The sequence below is a fragment of the Streptomyces sp. NPDC032198 genome, assembly GCF_040636975.1.
In the GTDB taxonomy this organism is placed as follows: Bacteria; Actinomycetota; Actinomycetes; order Streptomycetales; family Streptomycetaceae; genus Streptomyces.
This window is the reverse complement of sequence record NZ_JBEZVL010000001.1, coordinates 460,899-478,197: the sequence shown is the minus strand read 5'-3', so window position 1 is coordinate 478,197 and position 17,299 is coordinate 460,899. Positions and strand designations below refer to the sequence as shown.

The following is a 17,299-nucleotide window of genomic DNA, read 5'->3' as shown; positions in this document are numbered from 1 at the left end:
CGGCCCCGCCGGCGAATCCGCTCAGGGCCGTTCCCCACGCTTGACCTGCGGCTTCGGCAGTCGCAGACGGCGCATCTGGAGCGTACGCATCAGGGCGTAGGCGACAGCGCCCTTCTTGCTCTCGCTCGGGAAGCGCTCGTTCAGGCGCTTCTTCAGGCGGACCGCCGTCGTCACCGAGTCCACGATGATCAGGACGATCACGAAGAGCCAGAGCAGCAGCGCGATGTTCTGCAGCTGCGGGATCCGGACCATGCTCAGCACGAGGATGATCACGGCCAGCGGCAGGAAGAACTCGGCGATGCAGAACCGCGAGTCGACGAAGTCACGCGCGAACTTGCGCACGGGACCCTTGTCGCGGGCGGGCAGATAGCGCTCGTCACCGCTGGCGAGAGCCTGGCGCTGCTTGTCCATCTGGACGCGGCGTTCGTTGCGCTGCCGCTTCGCCGCCTCCTTGCGCGTCACAGGCGTGTTGGCCACGCTGCGGCGCTGGGTCTGGGCCTCACTGCGCTTGGGCGTGGGGCGGCCCTTCGGGGCCTGCGGGTCACGGGGCTGCTGGGAGTCGGTCACCGGGGCGTTGCTCGCCGGGGCCTTCTCGTCCTTGGATCGGCTACGGAACACAAAACCCAAGGGTACGGGGTGCGGACGTGTGGGCCCCAGCCCGACGGGGAACGATCCGGCAACACCGGGCGTCTTGATTGTGTGGCTAAGGGGACGTTCCGTGTGGTTTACAAGCGGTTTTCGGGCGGTTCCCGGGGGTGCACCTACTCCCTACGCCTGAGCCCGGCCGGACACAGTCGTCCTTGGGGATGAGCGCATCCGCACGCGAACAGTGCGGTAATGGATGCAGGGCCCGTACTGTGGGTTCTGTTGCAGTACCTGGAGCTGGAAGTCCGTCAGAAGGGGGCGCGCGAAGCCCATGAGCGGTGTCATGAAGCGTATGGGGATGATCTTCCGCGCGAAGGCGAACAAGGCCCTTGACCGGGCCGAGGACCCGCGCGAAACCCTCGATTATTCGTACCAGAAGCAGCTGGAGCTGCTGCAGAAGGTGCGCCGCGGTGTCGCCGATGTGGCGACCTCCCGCAAGCGCCTGGAGCTGCAGCTGAGCCAGCTCCAGAAGCAGTCCTCGACGCTGGAGGACCAGGGCCGCAAGGCCCTCGCCCTCGGCCGCGAGGACCTGGCCCGCGAGGCGCTCTCGCGCCGTGCGGCCCTGCAGCAGCAGGTGACCGACCTGGAGACGCAGCACCAGACGCTCCAGGGCGAGGAGGAGAAGCTCACCCTCGCGGCGCAGCGCCTGCAGGCCAAGGTCGACGCCTTCCGCACGAAGAAGGAGACGATCAAGGCCACGTACACCGCCGCCCAGGCGCAGACCCGGATCGGCGAGGCCTTCTCGGGCATCTCCGAGGAGATGGGCGACGTCGGCATGGCCATCCAGCGCGCCGAGGACAAGACCGCGCAGCTCCAGGCGCGGGCGGGTGCGATCGACGAGCTCCTTGCCTCCGGAGCCCTCGACGACTCCTCCGGGCTCGCCAAGGACGACATCCAGTCCGAGCTGGATCGCCTCTCCGGTGGTACTGATGTAGAGCTGGAACTGCAGCGGATGAAGGCCGAGCTGGCAGGAGGCTCGACGTCCAAGCAGGCCATCGAGCCGGGTCAGGGGCAGCCCCAGGCCAAGCAGCCGCAGGACACCCCGCGCTTCGACAAGCAGTAACTGAGCAGGAGCTCCGAGGAGGGCGACATGATCGTACGGATCATGGGGGAGGGGCAGGTGAAGCTGGCCGACGGCCACTTCGCCGAACTGAACAAGCTGGACGACGAGTTGCTCGAAGAGATGGAGAGCGGCGACGAGTCCGGCTTCCGCCGCACGCTGAACGCGTTGCTGGACAAGGTCCGGGAGCTCGGCGCGCCCCTCCCGGACGACGCCCTGGAGCCCTCGGAGCTGATCCTCCCGGCCCCGGACGCGACGCTGGACGAGGTCCGGGACATGCTGAGCGACGACGGCCTGATCCCGGGTTGAACGCGGGGCAATCGGGTGGGCGGGCGGGACAGGACAACCGGAGACGAGGCTCGGCCCGGACAGGGGCATTGCCCCGCAAGGCCGAGCTGTCAGAGCGGTCCCAGGCGCCCGCAGGGCCCCGTACGGTTTAAGGCGTGACCACTCTCGTGCGAGGCCGTTGCTGGGCCAAGGCGCACCCCCTGGCTGTGGACGCCGCCCTCGCGGCAGCCGTCCTCGTATGCATGGTCATCGGCTCTTTCGCCGAGCCGTACGGCCACAACGGCGGCCCCGCCTGGGGCACCCGCACCCCGAGCGCCCTCAGTCTCGTCCTGATGGTGCTCGGCTCCACCGCCCTGGTCTTCCGCCGCCGCGCCCCCTGGATCGTGCTCGCGGCGACCTGCGCCTTTACCGTCGTCGACCTGGCCACCGGCGCGGTCCGCGGCAGCGTCGTGATGAGCGCGGTCATCGCGCTCTACACCGTCGCCGCGACCACCAACCGTCCCACCACCTGGCGCGTCGGCCTGGTCACCATGACCGGGCTCACGGCGGTCGCGATGCTGGCGGGCCCCCTGCCCTGGTACGCCCAGGAGAACCTCGGCATCTTCGCCTGGACCGGCATGGCCGCCGCCGCGGGCGACGCGGTCCGCAGCCGCCGCGCCTTCGTGGACGCCATACGGGAGCGTGCCGAACGCGCGGAGCGCACCCGCGAGGAGGAGGCAAGGCGCCGCGTCGCCGAGGAGCGGCTGCGCATCGCCCGCGATCTGCACGACGTGGTCGCCCACCACATCGCCCTCGTCAACGTCCAGGCGGGAGTGGCCGCCCACGTCATGGACAAACGGCCCGACCAGGCCAAGGAAGCCCTCTCCCACGTACGCGACGCCAGCCGCTCCGCGCTCAACGAACTGCGCGCCACCGTCGGCCTGTTGCGGCAGACCGGCGACCCCGAGGCGCCTACCGAGCCCGCCCCGGGCCTGGCCCGCCTCGACGACCTCGTCGAGACGTTCCGCCACGCGGGCCTCCCCGTGGCCGTGGCCGTCGGCGACACGGTGACGGACCTGCCCGCCGGAGTGGACCTGGCCGCCTACCGCATCATCCAGGAGGCCCTCACGAACGTGCAGAAGCACGCGGGGGCGGGCGCCAAGGCCGAGGTCAGCGTCATCCGCGTAGGGCCGAACGCCGAGGTCACGATCCTGGACGACGGAGGCGGCGAGAAGAAGGAGCAGGGCGGGGCGAGCGACGGCGGCGGGCACGGACTCCTCGGCATGCGCGAGCGCGTCAGTGCCGTGAGCGGCCGCTGCACCGCCGGACCCCGCTACGGCGGCGGCTTCCGCGTCCATGCGATCCTGCCCGTCACGGCAACGCCGGTCACCCCGGCAGAGGGAGGGACCGCGTGACGATCCGGGTGCTGCTCGCCGACGATCAGGCCTTGCTGCGCAGCGCGTTCAAGGTGCTCGTCGACTCCGAGCCCGACATGGAGGTCGTCGCCGAAGCGTCGGACGGCGCGGAAGCCGTCGAGCTGGCCGGGACCAGCGGTGCCGACGTCGTCCTGATGGACATCCGCATGCCCGGCACGGACGGTCTGGCCGCCACCCGTCTGATCAGCGCCGACCCCGCGCTGGCCCACGTACGCGTGGTCATGCTGACCACCTTCGAGGTCGACGAGTACGTGGTGCAGTCGCTGCGTGCCGGCGCCTCCGGCTTCCTCGGCAAGGGCGCGGAGCCGGACGAGCTGCTCGGCGCGATCCGGATCGCGGCCGCCGGCGACGCCCTGCTCTCCCCGGTGGCGACGAAGGGCCTGATCGCCAAGTTCCTCGCGCAGGGCGACGGTTCGGACGGTGCCGGCGGAGCGCGCGGCGAGCGGCTCGACGCGCTCACCGGGCGCGAGCGCGAGGTCCTCGTCCAGGTCGCGGGCGGGCACTCGAACGACGAGATCGCCGAGCGCCTCGAGGTCAGCCCGCTCACGGTGAAGACCCATGTGAACCGTGCGATGGCGAAGCTGGGCGCACGCGACCGGGCGCAACTCGTCGTCATTGCCTACGAATCGGGCCTGGTACGTCCAAGGGTGGAGTGAGCGCGGGGCGGTCCGTACTGCACCCGCAGTATGCGGCGCATAAGAACGGGTCCTCGGAGTGACGTTTCCTGCCCTGGACATGGCAGATCGTGTAGGGGGCATCGGCCTGCCGGTGCCCCGTTCCTGCGCAGTACGCCACAGAGAGAGACCACCATGTCCTGGCTGTCCCGCTTCAGCCTCGCCCAACGGGCCCTTGTCGGGCTGATATCGATCATCGCCCTCGTCTTCGGCGCGATCGCGATCCCTCAGCTCAAGCAGCAGCTGCTGCCCTCCATCGAACTGCCGATGGTGTCCGTCCTGGCCCCGTATCAGGGCGCGTCCCCCGATGTGGTCGAAAAGCAGGTCGTCGAACCCCTCGAGTCCTCCATCGACGCGGTCGACGGCATCACCGGCATCACCTCCACGGCGAGCGAGGGCAACGCCGTGATCATGGCCCAGTTCGACTACGGCAGCGGCTCCAAGCAGCTCGTCGCCGATGTCCAGCAGGCCGTGAACCGCGCCGGGGCCCAGCTCCCCGACGACGTCGACCCGCAGGTCATCGCCGGCTCCACGGACGACATCCCGACCGTGGTCCTCTCCGTCACCTCCGACAAGGACCAGCAGGCGCTCTCCGACCGCCTCGACACCACCGTCGTCCCCGCCCTGGAGGACATCGACGGCGTCGCCCAGGTCACCGTCGACGGCGTACGCGACCTCCAGGTCGATGTCACTCCCGACAACAAGAAGCTGGCGAAGGCGGGCCTGACCCCGGCCGCCCTCGGCCAGGCGCTCCAGGCCGGCGGCGCCACGCTGCCCGCGGGCTCCTTCGACGAGGACGGCAAGAACCGGACCGTCCAGGTCGGTGGCGGCTACACCTCGCTGAAGCAGATCCAGTACCTGATGGTCACCCCCGAGGCCAAGCCGGGGGAGCGCCCGGGCAAGCCGGTGCGTCTCGACGAGGTAGCCACCGTCAAGCAGCAGCCCTCGGACGCCACCTCCATCACGCGCACGAACGGCAGGCCCAGCCTCGCCGTCGCGATCACGATGGACCAGGACGGCAGCGCCGTCGCCATCTCCGACGCGGTCAAGGACAAGCTCCCCGACCTGCGCAAGGACCTGGGCGCGGGCTCGGACCTGACGGTCGCGAGCGACCAGGGGCCGGCCGTCTCCAAGTCCATCGACGGCCTCACCACCGAGGGTGCCCTCGGTCTGGTCTTCGCGGTCCTGGTCATCCTGGTCTTCCTGGCGTCGATCCGCTCGACGCTGGTCACCGCGGTCTCCATCCCGCTCTCGGTCGTGCTCGCCCTGATCGTGCTGTGGACGCGGGACCTGTCCCTCAACATGCTCACGCTCGGCGCGCTGACCATCGCCATCGGCCGCGTCGTCGACGACTCGATCGTGGTCCTGGAGAACATCAAGCGTCACCTCGGATACGGCGAGGAGCGCGAGGCCGCGATCATCACGGCGGTCAAGGAGGTCGCGGGCGCCGTGACGTCCTCGACCCTGACGACCGTCGCGGTCTTCCTCCCCATCGGCCTGGTCGGTGGCATGGTGGGCGAGCTCTTCGGCTCCTTCTCGCTGACGGTCACGGCGGCGCTCCTGGCGTCCCTGCTCGTCTCGCTGACGGTCGTGCCGGTCCTCTCGTACTGGTTCCTGCGTCCCCCGAAGGACGTCCGTGGCGCCGACCCGGAGGAGGCCCGCCGCAAGGCCGAGGAGAAGGAGGAGCGCAGCAGGCTCCAGCGCTTCTACGTGCCCGTGCTCCGCTTCGCGACCCGGCGCCGCTTCACCAGCCTCGTCATCGCGATCGTGGTCCTCGTGGGCACCTTCGGCATGGCGCCGCTCCTGAAGACCAACTTCTTCGACCAGGGCGAGCAGGAAGTCCTGACCGTCAAGCAGGAGTTGAAGCCGGGCACCAGCCTGGCGGCGTCCGACGCCTCGGCGAAGAAGATCGAGAAGATGCTGGACGGCCTCGACGAGATCAAGGACTACCAGGTCACGGTCGGCTCCTCCGGTTTCATGGCGGCCTTCGGCGGCTCCACGGACACCAACCAGGCCTCGTACACCCTGACGCTCAAGGACAAGTCGTCGTACGACACGACGCAGGACAAGGTCGAGGAGGAGCTCGGCAAGCTCTCCGGCATCGGCCAGACGTCCATCGCGGCCGGTGACGGCTTCGGCAGCCAGGACCTGAGCGTGGTCGTCAAGGCCGCCGACGGGGACGTGCTGCGCAAGGCGTCCGACGAGGTGCGCGACGAGGTCGCGAAGATCGACGACGTCACGGACGTGCAGAGCGACCTGTCGCAGAGCATCCCGCGGCTCTCGGTCAAGGCCAACGCCAAGGCCGCGGCGGCCGGGTACAACGACACCACCCTCGGTCGGGCCGTCGCCCAGGCGGTCCGCGGCACCGAGAGCGGCAAGGCGATCCTGGACGACACCGAGCGCGACATCGTGGTGAAGTCGGAGCAGCCGGCGAAGACCCTTACCCAGCTGCGGGCGCTGAACCTCGGCTCCGTGAAGCTCGGTGACATCGCCTCGGTCAAGCTCGTCGACGGACCGGTCTCCATGACCCGCATCGACGGCGCCCGCGCCGCGACGATCACCGCGAAGCCCACCGGCGAGAACACCGGCGCCGTCAGCGCCGACCTCACCAAGAAGCTCGACGCGCTGAAGCTGCCGGACGGCGCCACGGCGTCCATCGGCGGTGTCTCGCAGGACCAGGACGACGCGTTCGCGTCGCTCGGCCTGGCCATGCTCGCGGCCATCGCGATCGTCTTCATGCTGCTCGTGGCGACGTTCCGCTCCCTGGTCCAGCCGCTGATCCTGCTGGTCTCGATCCCGTTCGCGGCCACGGGCGCGATCGGTCTGCTGATCGCCACGGACACCCCGATGGGCGTGCCGGCGATGATCGGCATGCTGATGCTGATCGGCATCGTGGTGACGAACGCGATCGTCCTGATCGACCTGATCAACCAGTACCGCAGGCAGGGCCACGGCGTGGTCGAGGCGGTCATCGAGGGTGGCCGCCACCGTCTCCGCCCGATCCTGATGACGGCCCTGGCGACGATCTTCGCCCTGCTCCCGATGGCCCTCGGCATCACGGGCGAGGGCGGCTTCATCGCCCAGCCGCTCGCGGTGGTGGTCATCGGCGGCCTGATCACGTCGACGCTCCTCACCCTCCTGCTCGTCCCGACGCTCTACGCGATGGTGGAGCTCCGCAAGGAGCGCCGCCGCACGAAGCGCGAGGCGAAGCGGGCGAAGAAGGCGGGCGTCCCGGCACAGGAGTACGCCGACTCGGCCGTCTAGCGGCGCAGAGCATGCGTAAGGGGCGCCCGCTGTTGCGGGCGCCCCTTACGCATGGGAAAAGGCGGGACTACGGAAGCGCCAGCATCCGCTCGAGCGCCAGCTTCGCGAACTGCTCGGTCTCGCGGTCGACCTCGATCTGGTTGACCAGCTTGCCCTCGGCGAGGGACTCCAGGGCCCAAACCAGGTGCGGCAGGTCGATCCGGTTCATGGTCGAGCAGAAGCAGACCGTCTTGTCGAGGAAGACGATCTCCTTGTCCTCGGCGGCGAAACGGTTCGCCAGGCGGCGTACGAGATTCAGCTCGGTCCCGATCGCCCACTTGGAACCGGCGGGGGCCGCCTCCAGGGTCTGGATGATGTGCTCCGTGGAGCCCACGTAGTCCGCCGCGGCCACGACCTCGTGCTTGCACTCGGGGTGCACCAGGACGTTCACGCCGGGAATCCGCGCGCGCACGTCCTCCACGGACTCCAGCGAGAAGCGCCCGTGCACCGAGCAGTGCCCGCGCCACAGGATCATCTTCGCGTCACGCAGCTGCTCGGGCGTCAGGCCGCCGTTGGGCTTGTGCGGGTTGTAGAGGACGCAGTCCTCCAGCGTGAGGCCCATGTCCCGGACCGCGGTGTTGCGACCGAGGTGCTGGTCGGGCAGGAACAGGACCTTTGTTGAATTGGGCTCCCCCTGCTCGAAGGCCCACTCCAGGGCCCGCTTGGCGTTGGACGAGGTGCAGATCGTCCCGCCGTGCTTCCCGGTGAAGGCCTTGATGTCGGCCGAGGAGTTCATGTACGAGACAGGCACGACCTGCTCGGCTATCCCGGCCTCGGTCAGCACGTCCCAGCACTCGGCGACCTGCTCGGCGGTGGCCATGTCGGCCATCGAGCAGCCGGCGGCCAGGTCGGGCAGGACGACCTTCTGGTCGTCGGAGGTCAGGATGTCCGCGGACTCGGCCATGAAGTGCACGCCGCAGAAGACGATGTACTCCGCCTCCGGCCTGGCGGCCGCGTCCTTGGCCAGCTTGAAGGAGTCGCCGGTGACATCGGCGAACTGGATGACCTCGTCGCGCTGGTAGTGGTGGCCGAGCACGAAGACCTTGTCGCCGAGCTTCTCCTTGGCGGCGCGTGCGCGCTCCACGAGGTCGGGGTCGGAGGGCGACGGCAGATCGCCGGGGCACTCCACGCCGCGCTCGCTCCTGGGGTCGGCCTCACGGCCGAGCAGCAGCAGGGCGAGCGGCGTCGGCTGGACGTCGAGGTCCACGGGGGACTGGGCGGTGGTCACGAGACACGCACCCTTTCTTCGAAATTGATGAGCGCGGCGCTAGCCGCTCCAGTGGAGCCGGTGCTTGCACCGGGGAGCCTTTTCGTCTAATTGACGTTATCTATCATAACCGCTTCACGTCAGTTTGACGATGGCCATTGTGTCGATGTGACGCATTCGCCTTCGACGGGCCGCTGCCCCGCGCGGCGGCATGTGCGAGCATGAAGGGAAAGACAGCAAAGACAGAGCACTCGGCCCGGAATGAATCCGCGGCCCCGCCGGTTGCAACCGTCGGCAAGCAGTCTCCGTACAACCCGGGAGAGAAGCAGATGTCCGTATCGGACGAGACCACCACCGTGAGCGACGGCATCCTCCTGTCCGACGCCGCCGCGGCCAAGGTCAAGGGCCTTCTTGAGCAGGAGGGCCGGGACGATCTCGCGCTGCGCGTCGCCGTGCAGCCCGGCGGCTGCTCGGGCCTTCGCTACCAGCTGTTCTTCGACGAGCGCTCGCTCGACGGCGACGTGGTCAAGGACTTCGACGGCGTGAAGGTCGTCACCGACCGGATGAGCGCTCCCTACCTGGGCGGCGCCTCCATCGACTTCGTCGACACCATCGAGAAGCAGGGCTTCACGATCGACAACCCGAACGCCACGGGCTCCTGCGCCTGCGGCGACTCGTTCAGCTAAATCCGTACGTGATGCGCTGAACCAGCTACGTATGAAGGCGGCCCCCGAAGAACTTCGGGGGCCGCCTTCATACGTACCGGGTGGTGCCGCTACTTGCGTTTCACCGTCTCGCCGCCCGTCGCGTCCACGACCTTGCGGTCGCCGAGCGGCTTGTCGAGGCTGACGGTCTTCGTGAACTCCTTGGCCATCATCACGCAGACCTCGCCCTTCTTGTGGGTCTCGGTCACCTTCACCCGCACGCTGTCCTTGCTCTCGTCCGCCGACGCCGCGTAGTCGCTGCAGACGCCGCCCCAGAAGTGCAGCGTCAGGGACGTGCCGTCCGCGCGGTAGGACTCGACGCGTGCGGTCCGGTCCTGCTCGCCCTTGCCCGCGCCCGGCTTCTCGGTCGGCTCCGGGGTGCCGGACGGCGTGCTCGGCGAGGTGAGGAACTTCGGCTCCACGGCCGGGTGCGTCACCGTGAAGGTGTCCTGCGCGCCCTGCGGCCGCACGTCGAACAGCCAGGACGGCACGAGCGTCTGGCGCCCCTCCACGAAGTGTGTCGCGAGCCCGAAGGTGGCGCCCTTCACCGTGACCGGCTGCGGCTTCGGAGGCGCGGAGGAGGGCTCCTCGCAGGGCGCCGTCGTCTTCTCGTCGGCCGCGGGGTTGTCCTTCGCGCCGTCCGTGCTCTCGGTGCCGTCCGCCGTGTCGCCCTTGGCGTTCGGTACCGCCGACGCGCAGCCGCCGATGCCGACGCGGCCGTCGCCGCCGCCCGACTTGTTGAGCTGGTCCAGGGTCTCCTGGGCGCTCATGACGGGGTACGTGGCGCCCTTCTCCGGGGCCTTCAACTGGCCGCTGCCGCCGACCACTTCACCGTCCGAGCCGACCTGGATGCCGGTCGACCAGCCGTACGTCGGGAGGCCGCCCACCTTCGGGTCGGCGTTCACCACTCGTACGCCGCCCATGAGTTGGCCCGCGTCCAGCTTCGCGTCGTCCTGGCCCACGGCCTTCAGGACCGGCGCCGCCGCCTTCTTCGCCGCGCTCTCGCCGACCGGGTCGCCCTTGCCGTTGGGTGCGGTGGACGTCTCCGAACACCGCTTGCCCTTCGGGCAGTTGTCGGTGCCGCCGGTGGCGTACCGCGTGAACGTCCAGGTGCCCGGAGCCTGCTTGCCCACCTGGAGCGAGGGCCCGGAACCGTCCTTGGTCGGGCCGATCTTCCAGGCGCCGTCCTCGGAGACCGGCTTCCCCGTGACGCCCAGGGCCTTGGCCAGCTCGGTGACCTGGTCCTGGCTGACGGTGCCCCGCGCGTGGTACACGGCCGCCGAATCGGGGCCGCCGGGCAGCTTGCCCTCGGCGCGGTAGGTGGCGCCGCTCGGGTCGGGCTCTCCCGGGGCGATGCCGCTGGTGCCGCCGGTGCTCCCGGTGCCCGAGGTGCCGCCTTCCTGCCGGTCGCCGTCCGTGTGCCCGTCCAGGGCGAGCGGGGGAGGCGCGCCACCGTCGCCGGCCGGAGAACTGCCGTTGCCGCTGCTGCCGCCCGACGCGGTCGCGGCGAAGTAGGCGCCGCCGCCACCGACGAGCAGCACCGTGGCCGCCACCGACGCGACGGCGAGGCGGGAACGCCGCCGGTGCTGGTCGGCCGCGTCATGAACGGATCGGTCGGTGCTCACCGCATCGCTCCTTTGACTGCACTGCTGTCCCTGGAGGCCCATGGGCGGGCCTCGTTCGTATTCCGCGTCCCCTTTACGGGGGACAGCGGTGGGACGCGGCGGGGGAGCGCGCGGTTCCCTCGGCGTGCGCCGAGGGGCCTCGCCGAGGGCCCTCGTCTCAGAGCTCGCCGAGGGCCCTCGTCTCGGGCCCTCGCCTCAGAGCTCGCCTCAGTCGCCGTACTCGGACATGCCGTCGATCAGCCGGGCGGAGGCGGGCGGAACGCTGACGCCATGGATCTGCGCGGGCGACACCGGGGTGGCCGCCGCGGCGGCGGGGGTCACCCAGTGCGGGGCCATGCGTGCGCAGTCGCCGCGCAAGGTCTCCAGGGACTCGGAAGGCAGTTCGACGGGACGCGCGGTGACGGCATGCTTCGAGATAACGGCCATAACCGCACCGTACGCATCGCACACCTCGCGAAAAAAGACCTACTAACGGGTAGTTTGCGCTCTTCAGCAGGGGTGTACCGACCCGGTAGCGTGAAGTGTCAACCCCTCGCCTCTCCTCCACAGGAGCATGCCGTCGTGCGTATCGCAGTCACCGGCTCCATCGCCACCGACCACCTGATGACCTTCCCCGGCCGCTTCGCCGACCAACTGGTCGCGGATCAGCTGCACACGGTTTCTCTCTCTTTCCTGGTCGACGCCCTAGACGTACGCAGGGGAGGCGTCGCCGCCAACATCTGTTTCGGCATGGGCCAGCTCGGCACCGGACCGATCCTGGTCGGCGCCGCCGGCTCGGACTTCGACGAGTACCGCGCCTGGCTCGACCGGCACGGCGTGGACACGGCGTCGGTCCGTATCTCCGAGACGCTGCACACGGCCCGCTTCGTGTGCACCACGGACGCCGACCACAACCAGATCGGCTCGTTCTACACGGGTGCGATGAGCGAGGCCCGTCTCATCGAACTGAAGACCGTGGCCGACCGCGTGGGCGGTCTCGACCTGGTCCTCATCGGCGCGGACGACCCCGAGGCGATGATGCGCCACACGGAGGAGTGCCGGACGCGCGGGATCCCCTTCGCCGCCGACTTCTCCCAGCAGATCGCGCGCATGGAGGGCGAGGAGATCCGGACCCTCCTCGACGGCTCCACGTACCTCTTCTCGAACGAGTACGAGAAGGGGCTCATCGAGTCCAAGACCGGCTGGACCGACGCCGAGATCCTCTCGAAGGTCGGCCACCGCGTGACGACCCTCGGCTCGCGCGGCGTGCGCATCGAGTCCACGGGCCAGGACCCGATCGAGGTCGGCGTCCCCGAGGAGAAGGCGAAGGTCGAGCCGACCGGCGTCGGCGACGCGTTCCGCGCGGGCTTCCTCTCGGGGCTGTCCTGGGGTGTCTCCCTGGAGCGCTCGGCGCAGCTCGGCTGCATGCTCGCCACGCTCGTCATCGAGAACGTCGGCACCCAGGAGTACGAGCTCCACCGCAGCGACTTCATGGACCGCTTCACCAAGGCGTACGGCGACGCGGCGGCGTCCGAGGTCCAGGCCCGCCTGGCCTAGTCAGGAGCTCCGGCGGACCACATAGGCAGAGCCGTGGTCCGCCGGCTCCTCACCCACGTACTCCTGCCCCCGCATCTCGCACCACGCGGGGATGTCGAGCCGCGCGGCCTCGTCGTCGGCGAGGACCGTGACCGTGCCCCCCACCGGTACGTCCCCGATGACCTTCGCGAGCTCGATGACGGGGAGCGGGCAGCGTTTGCCGAGCGCGTCCACGACGAGCGAGGGCGACTCCGCACGCGTTTCCGTCGCCACCGGCGCGCCCAGTTGTTCGCGTACGCCTGCCACCACGCCCGGCAGAACCTCCAGAAAACGCTCGACGTCAGCTTCCGGGGTCCCCCGTGGGAGTGACACCCGGACGTTGCCCTCGCTGAGTACGCCCATCGCCTTCAGGACGTGGCTCGGGGTCAGCGTCGAGCTGGTGCAGGACGAGCCGGAGGACACCGAGAAGCCCGCCCGGTCCAGCTCGTGCAGGACTGTCTCCCCGTCGACATAGAGACAGGAGAAGGTGACGAGGTGGGGCAGCCGCCGCTCCGGATCGCCCACCACCTCCACGTCCGGCACCAGGCCAGGCACCCGCGCCCTGATCCGCTCCGTCAACTCCCGCAGCCGTGCGCCCTCCTCGGCGGCCTCGGCCTGCACGGCACGCAGCGAGGCGGCGGCGGCGACCACCGCCGGGATGTTCTCGAAGCCCGGGGCGCGCCCCGACTCCCGCTCGTCGGCGGGGCCTTGCGCGGCGAACCGCGTTCCCTTGCGCACGACGAGCAGCCCGGCGCCCGCGGGCCCGCCCCACTTGTGGGCACTGGCGGCCAGCAGCGACCACTCCCCGCCCACCGGGCCCCACGGCAGCGACTGTGCCGCGTCCACCAGGAGCGGCACTCCGGCGGCGCGACACGCCGAAGCGACATCGGCCACCGGCTGCTCGGTGCCCACCTCGTGGTTGGCGGACTGCAGGCAGGCGAGCGCCGTGCCGGGGCGCAGCGCGGCGGCGTACGCGGCCGGCGACACCGCGCCGGACCGGTCCACCGGGATCTCCGTCACCGCCCCGCCGTCGGCTTCGAGGGCAGCCGCCGCATGGAGTACCGAGGAGTGCTCGACCGCCGACACCACCAGATGCCGCCCGACACGCCGACGCCCGGCGAGTGCCCCGGCGATCCCGGAGTGCACCGCCCGGGTCCCCGAAGGGGTGAAGGAGAGCTCGTCGGGGCGGCACCCGACCGCGTCCGCGGCGGCCTCCCGCGCGGCATCGAGCAGCAGCCTGGCCCGCCGCCCCTCGCGATAGAGCCGCGCCGGATCGGCCCACCCCTCGTCCAGCGAGGCCTGCAGGGCCTGGCGGGCCACGGGGTGGAGGGGAGCGGAGGAGGCGACATCGAAGTAGGACACGCCGCAACGCTAAAGCGTGCCCCCGAGGAAGCGCCCCGAAGGGGCGCGGGGAACGGCGCGACAAGCCACGGCGGACCCGCGGCCGCGCACCGGGAGACCGCCCCCGCGCCATGGGGCGCCCAGACCCCCCGTCAGAAAGCCGTCGGCGGCAGGGCGCCCACCCTTCGGAGTGACCCGCGGCGCGTTAGGCACCCTCCCCGCGCGACCCCAAATAGCGTCCAGTAAGGTTTGGCCCGCATAAACATCCAAACCCCTGCCCGCCGCAGGGCGGCGACCGACCACCGAGAAGGCCGCACCCGACCGCGCGGGCCGAGACTCTCGGGAAGGCGCTACGTGAGTCCCAACGGCTCCGACCGCTCGTCGCGGCGCCCGATGCGGCGGAAGCTGCCGCAGGTGCTGACTGCGGGCCTGATCCTGGCGACCGCTACAGGTTGCACATACAAGGATTTCCCCCGCCTTGGAATGCCTACCCCGGTAACGGAGGAGGCTCCGCGGATCCTCTCCCTCTGGCAGGGCTCGTGGGCGGCAGCGCTCGTCACGGGCGTGCTGGTGTGGGGACTGATCATCTGGAGCGTCATCTTCCACCGGCGCAGCCGCACCAAGGTGGAGGTACCTCCGCAGACCCGGTACAACATGCCCATCGAGGCGCTGTACACCGTGGTCCCCCTCATCATCGTTTCGGTGCTCTTCTACTTCACGGCACGTGATGAGTCGAAGCTTCTCCACCTCGACGAAAAGCCCGCCCACACGGTCAACGTGGTCGGCTATCAGTGGAGCTGGGGCTTCAACTACATCGAGGACGTGCCGGGTTCCGACAAGGGCGAGGCGAAGACGTCCAAGGAGCTGGAGGCCATCCCGGACAAGTTCCGTGATGCGTTCCCGTCCAACGCCGGTGGCGTCTACGACGTCGGCACGCCCGGCCAGCGGAACCCGCAGAACGGCAACCCGGGTCCGACCCTCTGGCTCCCCAAGGGCGAGAAGGTCCGCTTCGTACTGACTTCGCGTGACGTCATCCACTCCTTCTGGGTGGTGCCGTTCCTCATGAAGCAGGACGTCATCCCGGGCCACACCAACGCCTTCGAGGTGACTCCCAACAAGGAGGGCACCTTCATGGGCAAGTGCGCCGAGCTCTGCGGTGTCGACCACTCCCGGATGCTCTTCAACGTCAAGGTCGTTTCCCCCGAGCGCTACCAGAAGCACCTCGAGGACCTGGCGAAGAAGAACCAGACCGGTTACATCCCGGCCGGCATCGAGCAGACGAAGCACGAGAAGAACCGGGAGACGAACAACCTGTGAGCATCCTCAACGAACCTCAGGGTGCCGCGGCAGCAGAAGACTCGTTCGAGAACGAGCTGCCGGTACGGCGCGCACAGCCGGGCGCTGTGGTCATCAAGTGGCTCACCACCACCGACCACAAGACGATCGGCACGCTCTACCTGGTCACGTCGTTCGCGTTCTTCTGCATCGGCGGCGTCATGGCGCTCTTCATGCGCGCCGAACTCGCTCGTCCCGGCTCGCAGCTCATGTCGAACGAGCAGTTCAACCAGGCGTTCACGATGCACGGCACGATCATGCTGCTGATGTTCGCGACGCCGCTGTTCGCCGGATTCGCGAACTGGATCATGCCGCTGCAGATCGGCGCGCCCGACGTGGCGTTCCCGCGGCTGAACATGTTCGCGTACTGGCTGTACCTCTTCGGCTCGCTCATCGCGGTGGCCGGCTTCCTCACCCCGCAGGGTGCGGCCGACTTCGGCTGGTTCGCTTACTCCCCGCTGTCGGACGCCGTCCGCTCGCCGGGCATCGGCGCCGACATGTGGATCATGGGTCTGGCCTTCTCCGGCTTCGGCACGATCCTCGGTTCGGTCAACTTCATCACCACGATCATCTGCATGCGCGCACCCGGCATGACGATGTTCCGGATGCCGATCTTCGTGTGGAACGTCCTGCTGACCGCCGTACTGGTCCTGCTGGCCTTCCCGGTCCTGGCCGCCGCGCTGTTCGCCCTGGAGGCGGACCGTAAGTTCGGTGCCCATGTGTTCGACGCGTCCAACGGCGGCGCGCTGCTATGGCAACACCTCTTCTGGTTCTTCGGCCATCCAGAGGTGTACATCATCGCGCTGCCATTCTTCGGAATCATTTCCGAGGTCATCCCGGTCTTCTCCCGGAAGCCGATGTTCGGCTACATGGGTCTGATCGGCGCGACGATCGCCATCGCGGGTCTCTCCGTGACCGTGTGGGCGCACCACATGTACGTCACCGGTGGAGTGCTCCTGCCGTTCTTCTCCTTCATGACGTTCTTGATCGCCGTGCCAACGGGCGTGAAGTTCTTCAACTGGATCGGAACGATGTGGAAGGGCTCACTGAGTTTCGAGACACCGATGCTCTGGGCCGTCGGCTTCCTGATCACCTTCACCTTCGGTGGTCTGACCGGCGTGATCCTGGCCTCGCCGCCGATGGACTTCCACGTCTCCGACTCGTACTTCGTGGTCGCGCACTTCCACTACGTCGTCTTCGGCACCGTGGTCTTCGCGATGTTCTCCGGCTTCCACTTCTGGTGGCCGAAGATGACCGGCAAGATGCTGGACGAGCGGCTCGGCAAGATCACCTTCTGGACGCTGTTCGTGGGCTTCCACGGCACGTTCCTGGTGCAGCACTGGCTGGGCGCCGAGGGCATGCCGCGTCGTTACGCGGACTACCTCGCGGCCGACGGTTTCACCGCGCTGAACACGATCTCGACGATCTGTTCGTTCCTCCTCGGCCTGTCGATCCTGCCGTTCTTCTACAACATCTGGAAGACCGCCAAGTACGGCAAGAAGGTCGAGGTCGACGACCCGTGGGGCTACGGCCGTTCGCTCGAGTGGGCGACGTCCTGCCCGCCGCCGCGGCACAACTTCCTCACCCTGCCGCGGATCCGTTCCGAATCCCCGGCGTTCGACCTGCATCACCCTGAGATCGCGGCTCTCGACCAGCTCGAGAACGCCGGCCACGGTGACAAGGCGCTCGCGGGCGGCAAGGAGGCCGGCAAGTGAAGGTCCAAGGCAAGATGTTCATCTGGCTGAGCGTCTTCGTGCTCGCCATGGCGATCGTCTACGGCTGGTGGTCCAAGGAGCCGGCGGGTACGACCGCGCTGTTCCTGGCCTTCGGTCTGTGCATCATGATCGGCTATTACCTGGCCTTCACGGCCCGGCGTGTCGACGCGGCCGCACAGGACAACAAGGAAGCCGACGTGGCGGACGAGGCCGGCGAGGTGGGCTTCTTCAGCCCGCACAGCTGGCAGCCGCTCTCGCTGGCCATCGGTGGCGCGCTCGCCTTCATGGGCGTCGTCTTCGGCTGGTGGCTGCTGTACTTCTCGGCCCCCATCCTGATGCTCGGCCTCTTCGGCTGGGTCTTCGAGTACTACCGGGGCGAGAACCAGACCCAGTGAGTCACTGAGTCGCTGCTTCACCGAGGGGCCCGGACACT

The 17,299-nt window shown here is 69.1% G+C and carries 15 protein-coding genes; 10 read left to right on the top strand and 5 right to left on the bottom strand.

Annotated features, from left to right (window positions below; translation table 11 throughout):
- Positions 1-21: 21 nt before the first annotated feature.
- Complete coding sequence (locus tag AB0E78_RS02245) at positions 22-696, bottom strand: DUF3043 domain-containing protein (RefSeq protein ID WP_361828473.1); 675 nt, start codon at positions 694-696, stop codon at positions 22-24.
- A gap of 220 nt (positions 697-916) precedes the next feature.
- On the opposite strand from AB0E78_RS02245, the gene AB0E78_RS02240 reads away from it, so the two are divergent.
- The 5 genes from AB0E78_RS02240 to AB0E78_RS02220 all read left to right on the top strand — a co-directional run bounded on the left by AB0E78_RS02240 (position 917) and on the right by AB0E78_RS02220 (position 7,346).
- The gene (locus tag AB0E78_RS02240; protein WP_361827058.1) at positions 917-1,708 is read left to right on the top strand and encodes a PspA/IM30 family protein; all 792 of its coding nucleotides are present in this window, start codon (positions 917-919) and stop codon (positions 1,706-1,708) included.
- A gap of 27 nt (positions 1,709-1,735) precedes the next feature.
- Positions 1,736-2,014, top strand: coding sequence for a hypothetical protein (locus AB0E78_RS02235; protein ID WP_361827056.1), 279 nt, complete (start codon positions 1,736-1,738; stop codon positions 2,012-2,014).
- A 134-nt stretch (positions 2,015-2,148) separates the two neighbouring features.
- Positions 2,149-3,387: a histidine kinase gene (locus AB0E78_RS02230; RefSeq protein ID WP_361827054.1), complete on the top strand. Its 1,239-nt coding sequence runs from the start codon at positions 2,149-2,151 to the stop codon at positions 3,385-3,387.
- Entirely contained in the window at positions 3,384-4,064 is a 681-nt protein-coding gene (locus AB0E78_RS02225) for a response regulator transcription factor (protein ID WP_361827052.1), read from the top strand. Before AB0E78_RS02230 ends, AB0E78_RS02225 begins: the two co-directional genes overlap by 4 nt.
- Positions 4,065-4,217: 153 nt before the next feature.
- Positions 4,218-7,346 (top strand): efflux RND transporter permease subunit, encoded by a 3,129-nt coding sequence (locus AB0E78_RS02220; protein ID WP_361827050.1) that lies wholly within the window; start codon positions 4,218-4,220, stop codon positions 7,344-7,346.
- 67 nt (positions 7,347-7,413) lie between these two features.
- Here the strand turns inward: AB0E78_RS02220 and nadA are convergent, their stop codons facing one another.
- On the bottom strand, positions 7,414-8,613 hold the full coding sequence (gene nadA, locus AB0E78_RS02215; RefSeq protein ID WP_361827048.1) for a quinolinate synthase NadA: 1,200 nt from the start codon (positions 8,611-8,613) through the stop codon (positions 7,414-7,416).
- A 308-nt stretch (positions 8,614-8,921) separates the two neighbouring features.
- On the opposite strand from nadA, the gene AB0E78_RS02210 reads away from it, so the two are divergent.
- Entirely contained in the window at positions 8,922-9,278 is a 357-nt protein-coding gene (locus AB0E78_RS02210; protein ID WP_030933606.1) for an iron-sulfur cluster assembly accessory protein, read from the top strand.
- Between the two features lie 89 nt (positions 9,279-9,367).
- On the opposite strand, the gene AB0E78_RS02205 is transcribed toward AB0E78_RS02210, so the two are convergent.
- Together AB0E78_RS02205 and AB0E78_RS02200 are read right to left on the bottom strand one after the other, a co-directional pair.
- Complete coding sequence (locus AB0E78_RS02205) at positions 9,368-10,921, bottom strand: hypothetical protein (protein ID WP_361827046.1); 1,554 nt, start codon at positions 10,919-10,921, stop codon at positions 9,368-9,370.
- Positions 10,922-11,128: 207 nt separating this feature from the next.
- Positions 11,129-11,347, bottom strand: a complete 219-nt coding sequence (locus tag AB0E78_RS02200) for a hypothetical protein (protein ID WP_361827043.1) — start codon at positions 11,345-11,347, stop codon at positions 11,129-11,131.
- Between the two features lie 135 nt (positions 11,348-11,482).
- Here AB0E78_RS02200 and AB0E78_RS02195 point away from each other — a divergent pair, with 135 nt between their 5' ends.
- Positions 11,483-12,457, top strand: coding sequence for a carbohydrate kinase family protein (locus AB0E78_RS02195; protein WP_361827040.1), 975 nt, complete (start codon positions 11,483-11,485; stop codon positions 12,455-12,457).
- Here the strand turns inward: AB0E78_RS02195 and AB0E78_RS02190 are convergent, their stop codons facing one another.
- The gene (locus AB0E78_RS02190; protein ID WP_361827038.1) at positions 12,458-13,837 is read right to left on the bottom strand and encodes an aminotransferase class V-fold PLP-dependent enzyme; all 1,380 of its coding nucleotides are present in this window, start codon (positions 13,835-13,837) and stop codon (positions 12,458-12,460) included.
- Positions 13,838-14,170: 333 nt separating this feature from the next.
- Here AB0E78_RS02190 and coxB point away from each other — a divergent pair, with 333 nt between their 5' ends.
- From coxB to AB0E78_RS02175, 3 genes are read left to right on the top strand one after another with little or no spacing between them, the layout of a single operon-like run.
- Positions 14,171-15,133, top strand: a complete 963-nt coding sequence (gene coxB, locus AB0E78_RS02185) for a cytochrome c oxidase subunit II (protein WP_361827036.1) — start codon at positions 14,171-14,173, stop codon at positions 15,131-15,133.
- Positions 15,130-16,866, top strand: a complete 1,737-nt coding sequence (gene ctaD / locus AB0E78_RS02180; protein ID WP_361827034.1) for a cytochrome c oxidase subunit I — start codon at positions 15,130-15,132, stop codon at positions 16,864-16,866. Before coxB ends, ctaD begins: the two co-directional genes overlap by 4 nt.
- The gene (locus tag AB0E78_RS02175) at positions 16,863-17,261 is read left to right on the top strand and encodes a cytochrome c oxidase subunit 4 (protein ID WP_361827032.1); all 399 of its coding nucleotides are present in this window, start codon (positions 16,863-16,865) and stop codon (positions 17,259-17,261) included. Before ctaD ends, AB0E78_RS02175 begins: the two co-directional genes overlap by 4 nt.
- Positions 17,262-17,299 lie beyond the last annotated feature (38 nt).

Bases quoted from the DNA above. Each gene is read 5' to 3' on its own strand.
- AB0E78_RS02200 (WP_361827043.1), bottom strand. From the start codon at position 11,347: ATGGCCGTTATCTCGAAGCATGCCGTCACCGCGCGTCCCGTCGAACTG.
- AB0E78_RS02240 (WP_361827058.1), top strand. From the start codon at position 917: ATGAGCGGTGTCATGAAGCGTATGGGGATGATCTTCCGCGCGAAGGCG.
- AB0E78_RS02220 (WP_361827050.1), top strand. From the start codon at position 4,218: ATGTCCTGGCTGTCCCGCTTCAGCCTCGCCCAACGGGCCCTTGTCGGG.
- AB0E78_RS02235 (WP_361827056.1), top strand. From the start codon at position 1,736: ATGATCGTACGGATCATGGGGGAGGGGCAGGTGAAGCTGGCCGACGGC.
- AB0E78_RS02210 (WP_030933606.1), top strand. From the start codon at position 8,922: ATGTCCGTATCGGACGAGACCACCACCGTGAGCGACGGCATCCTCCTG.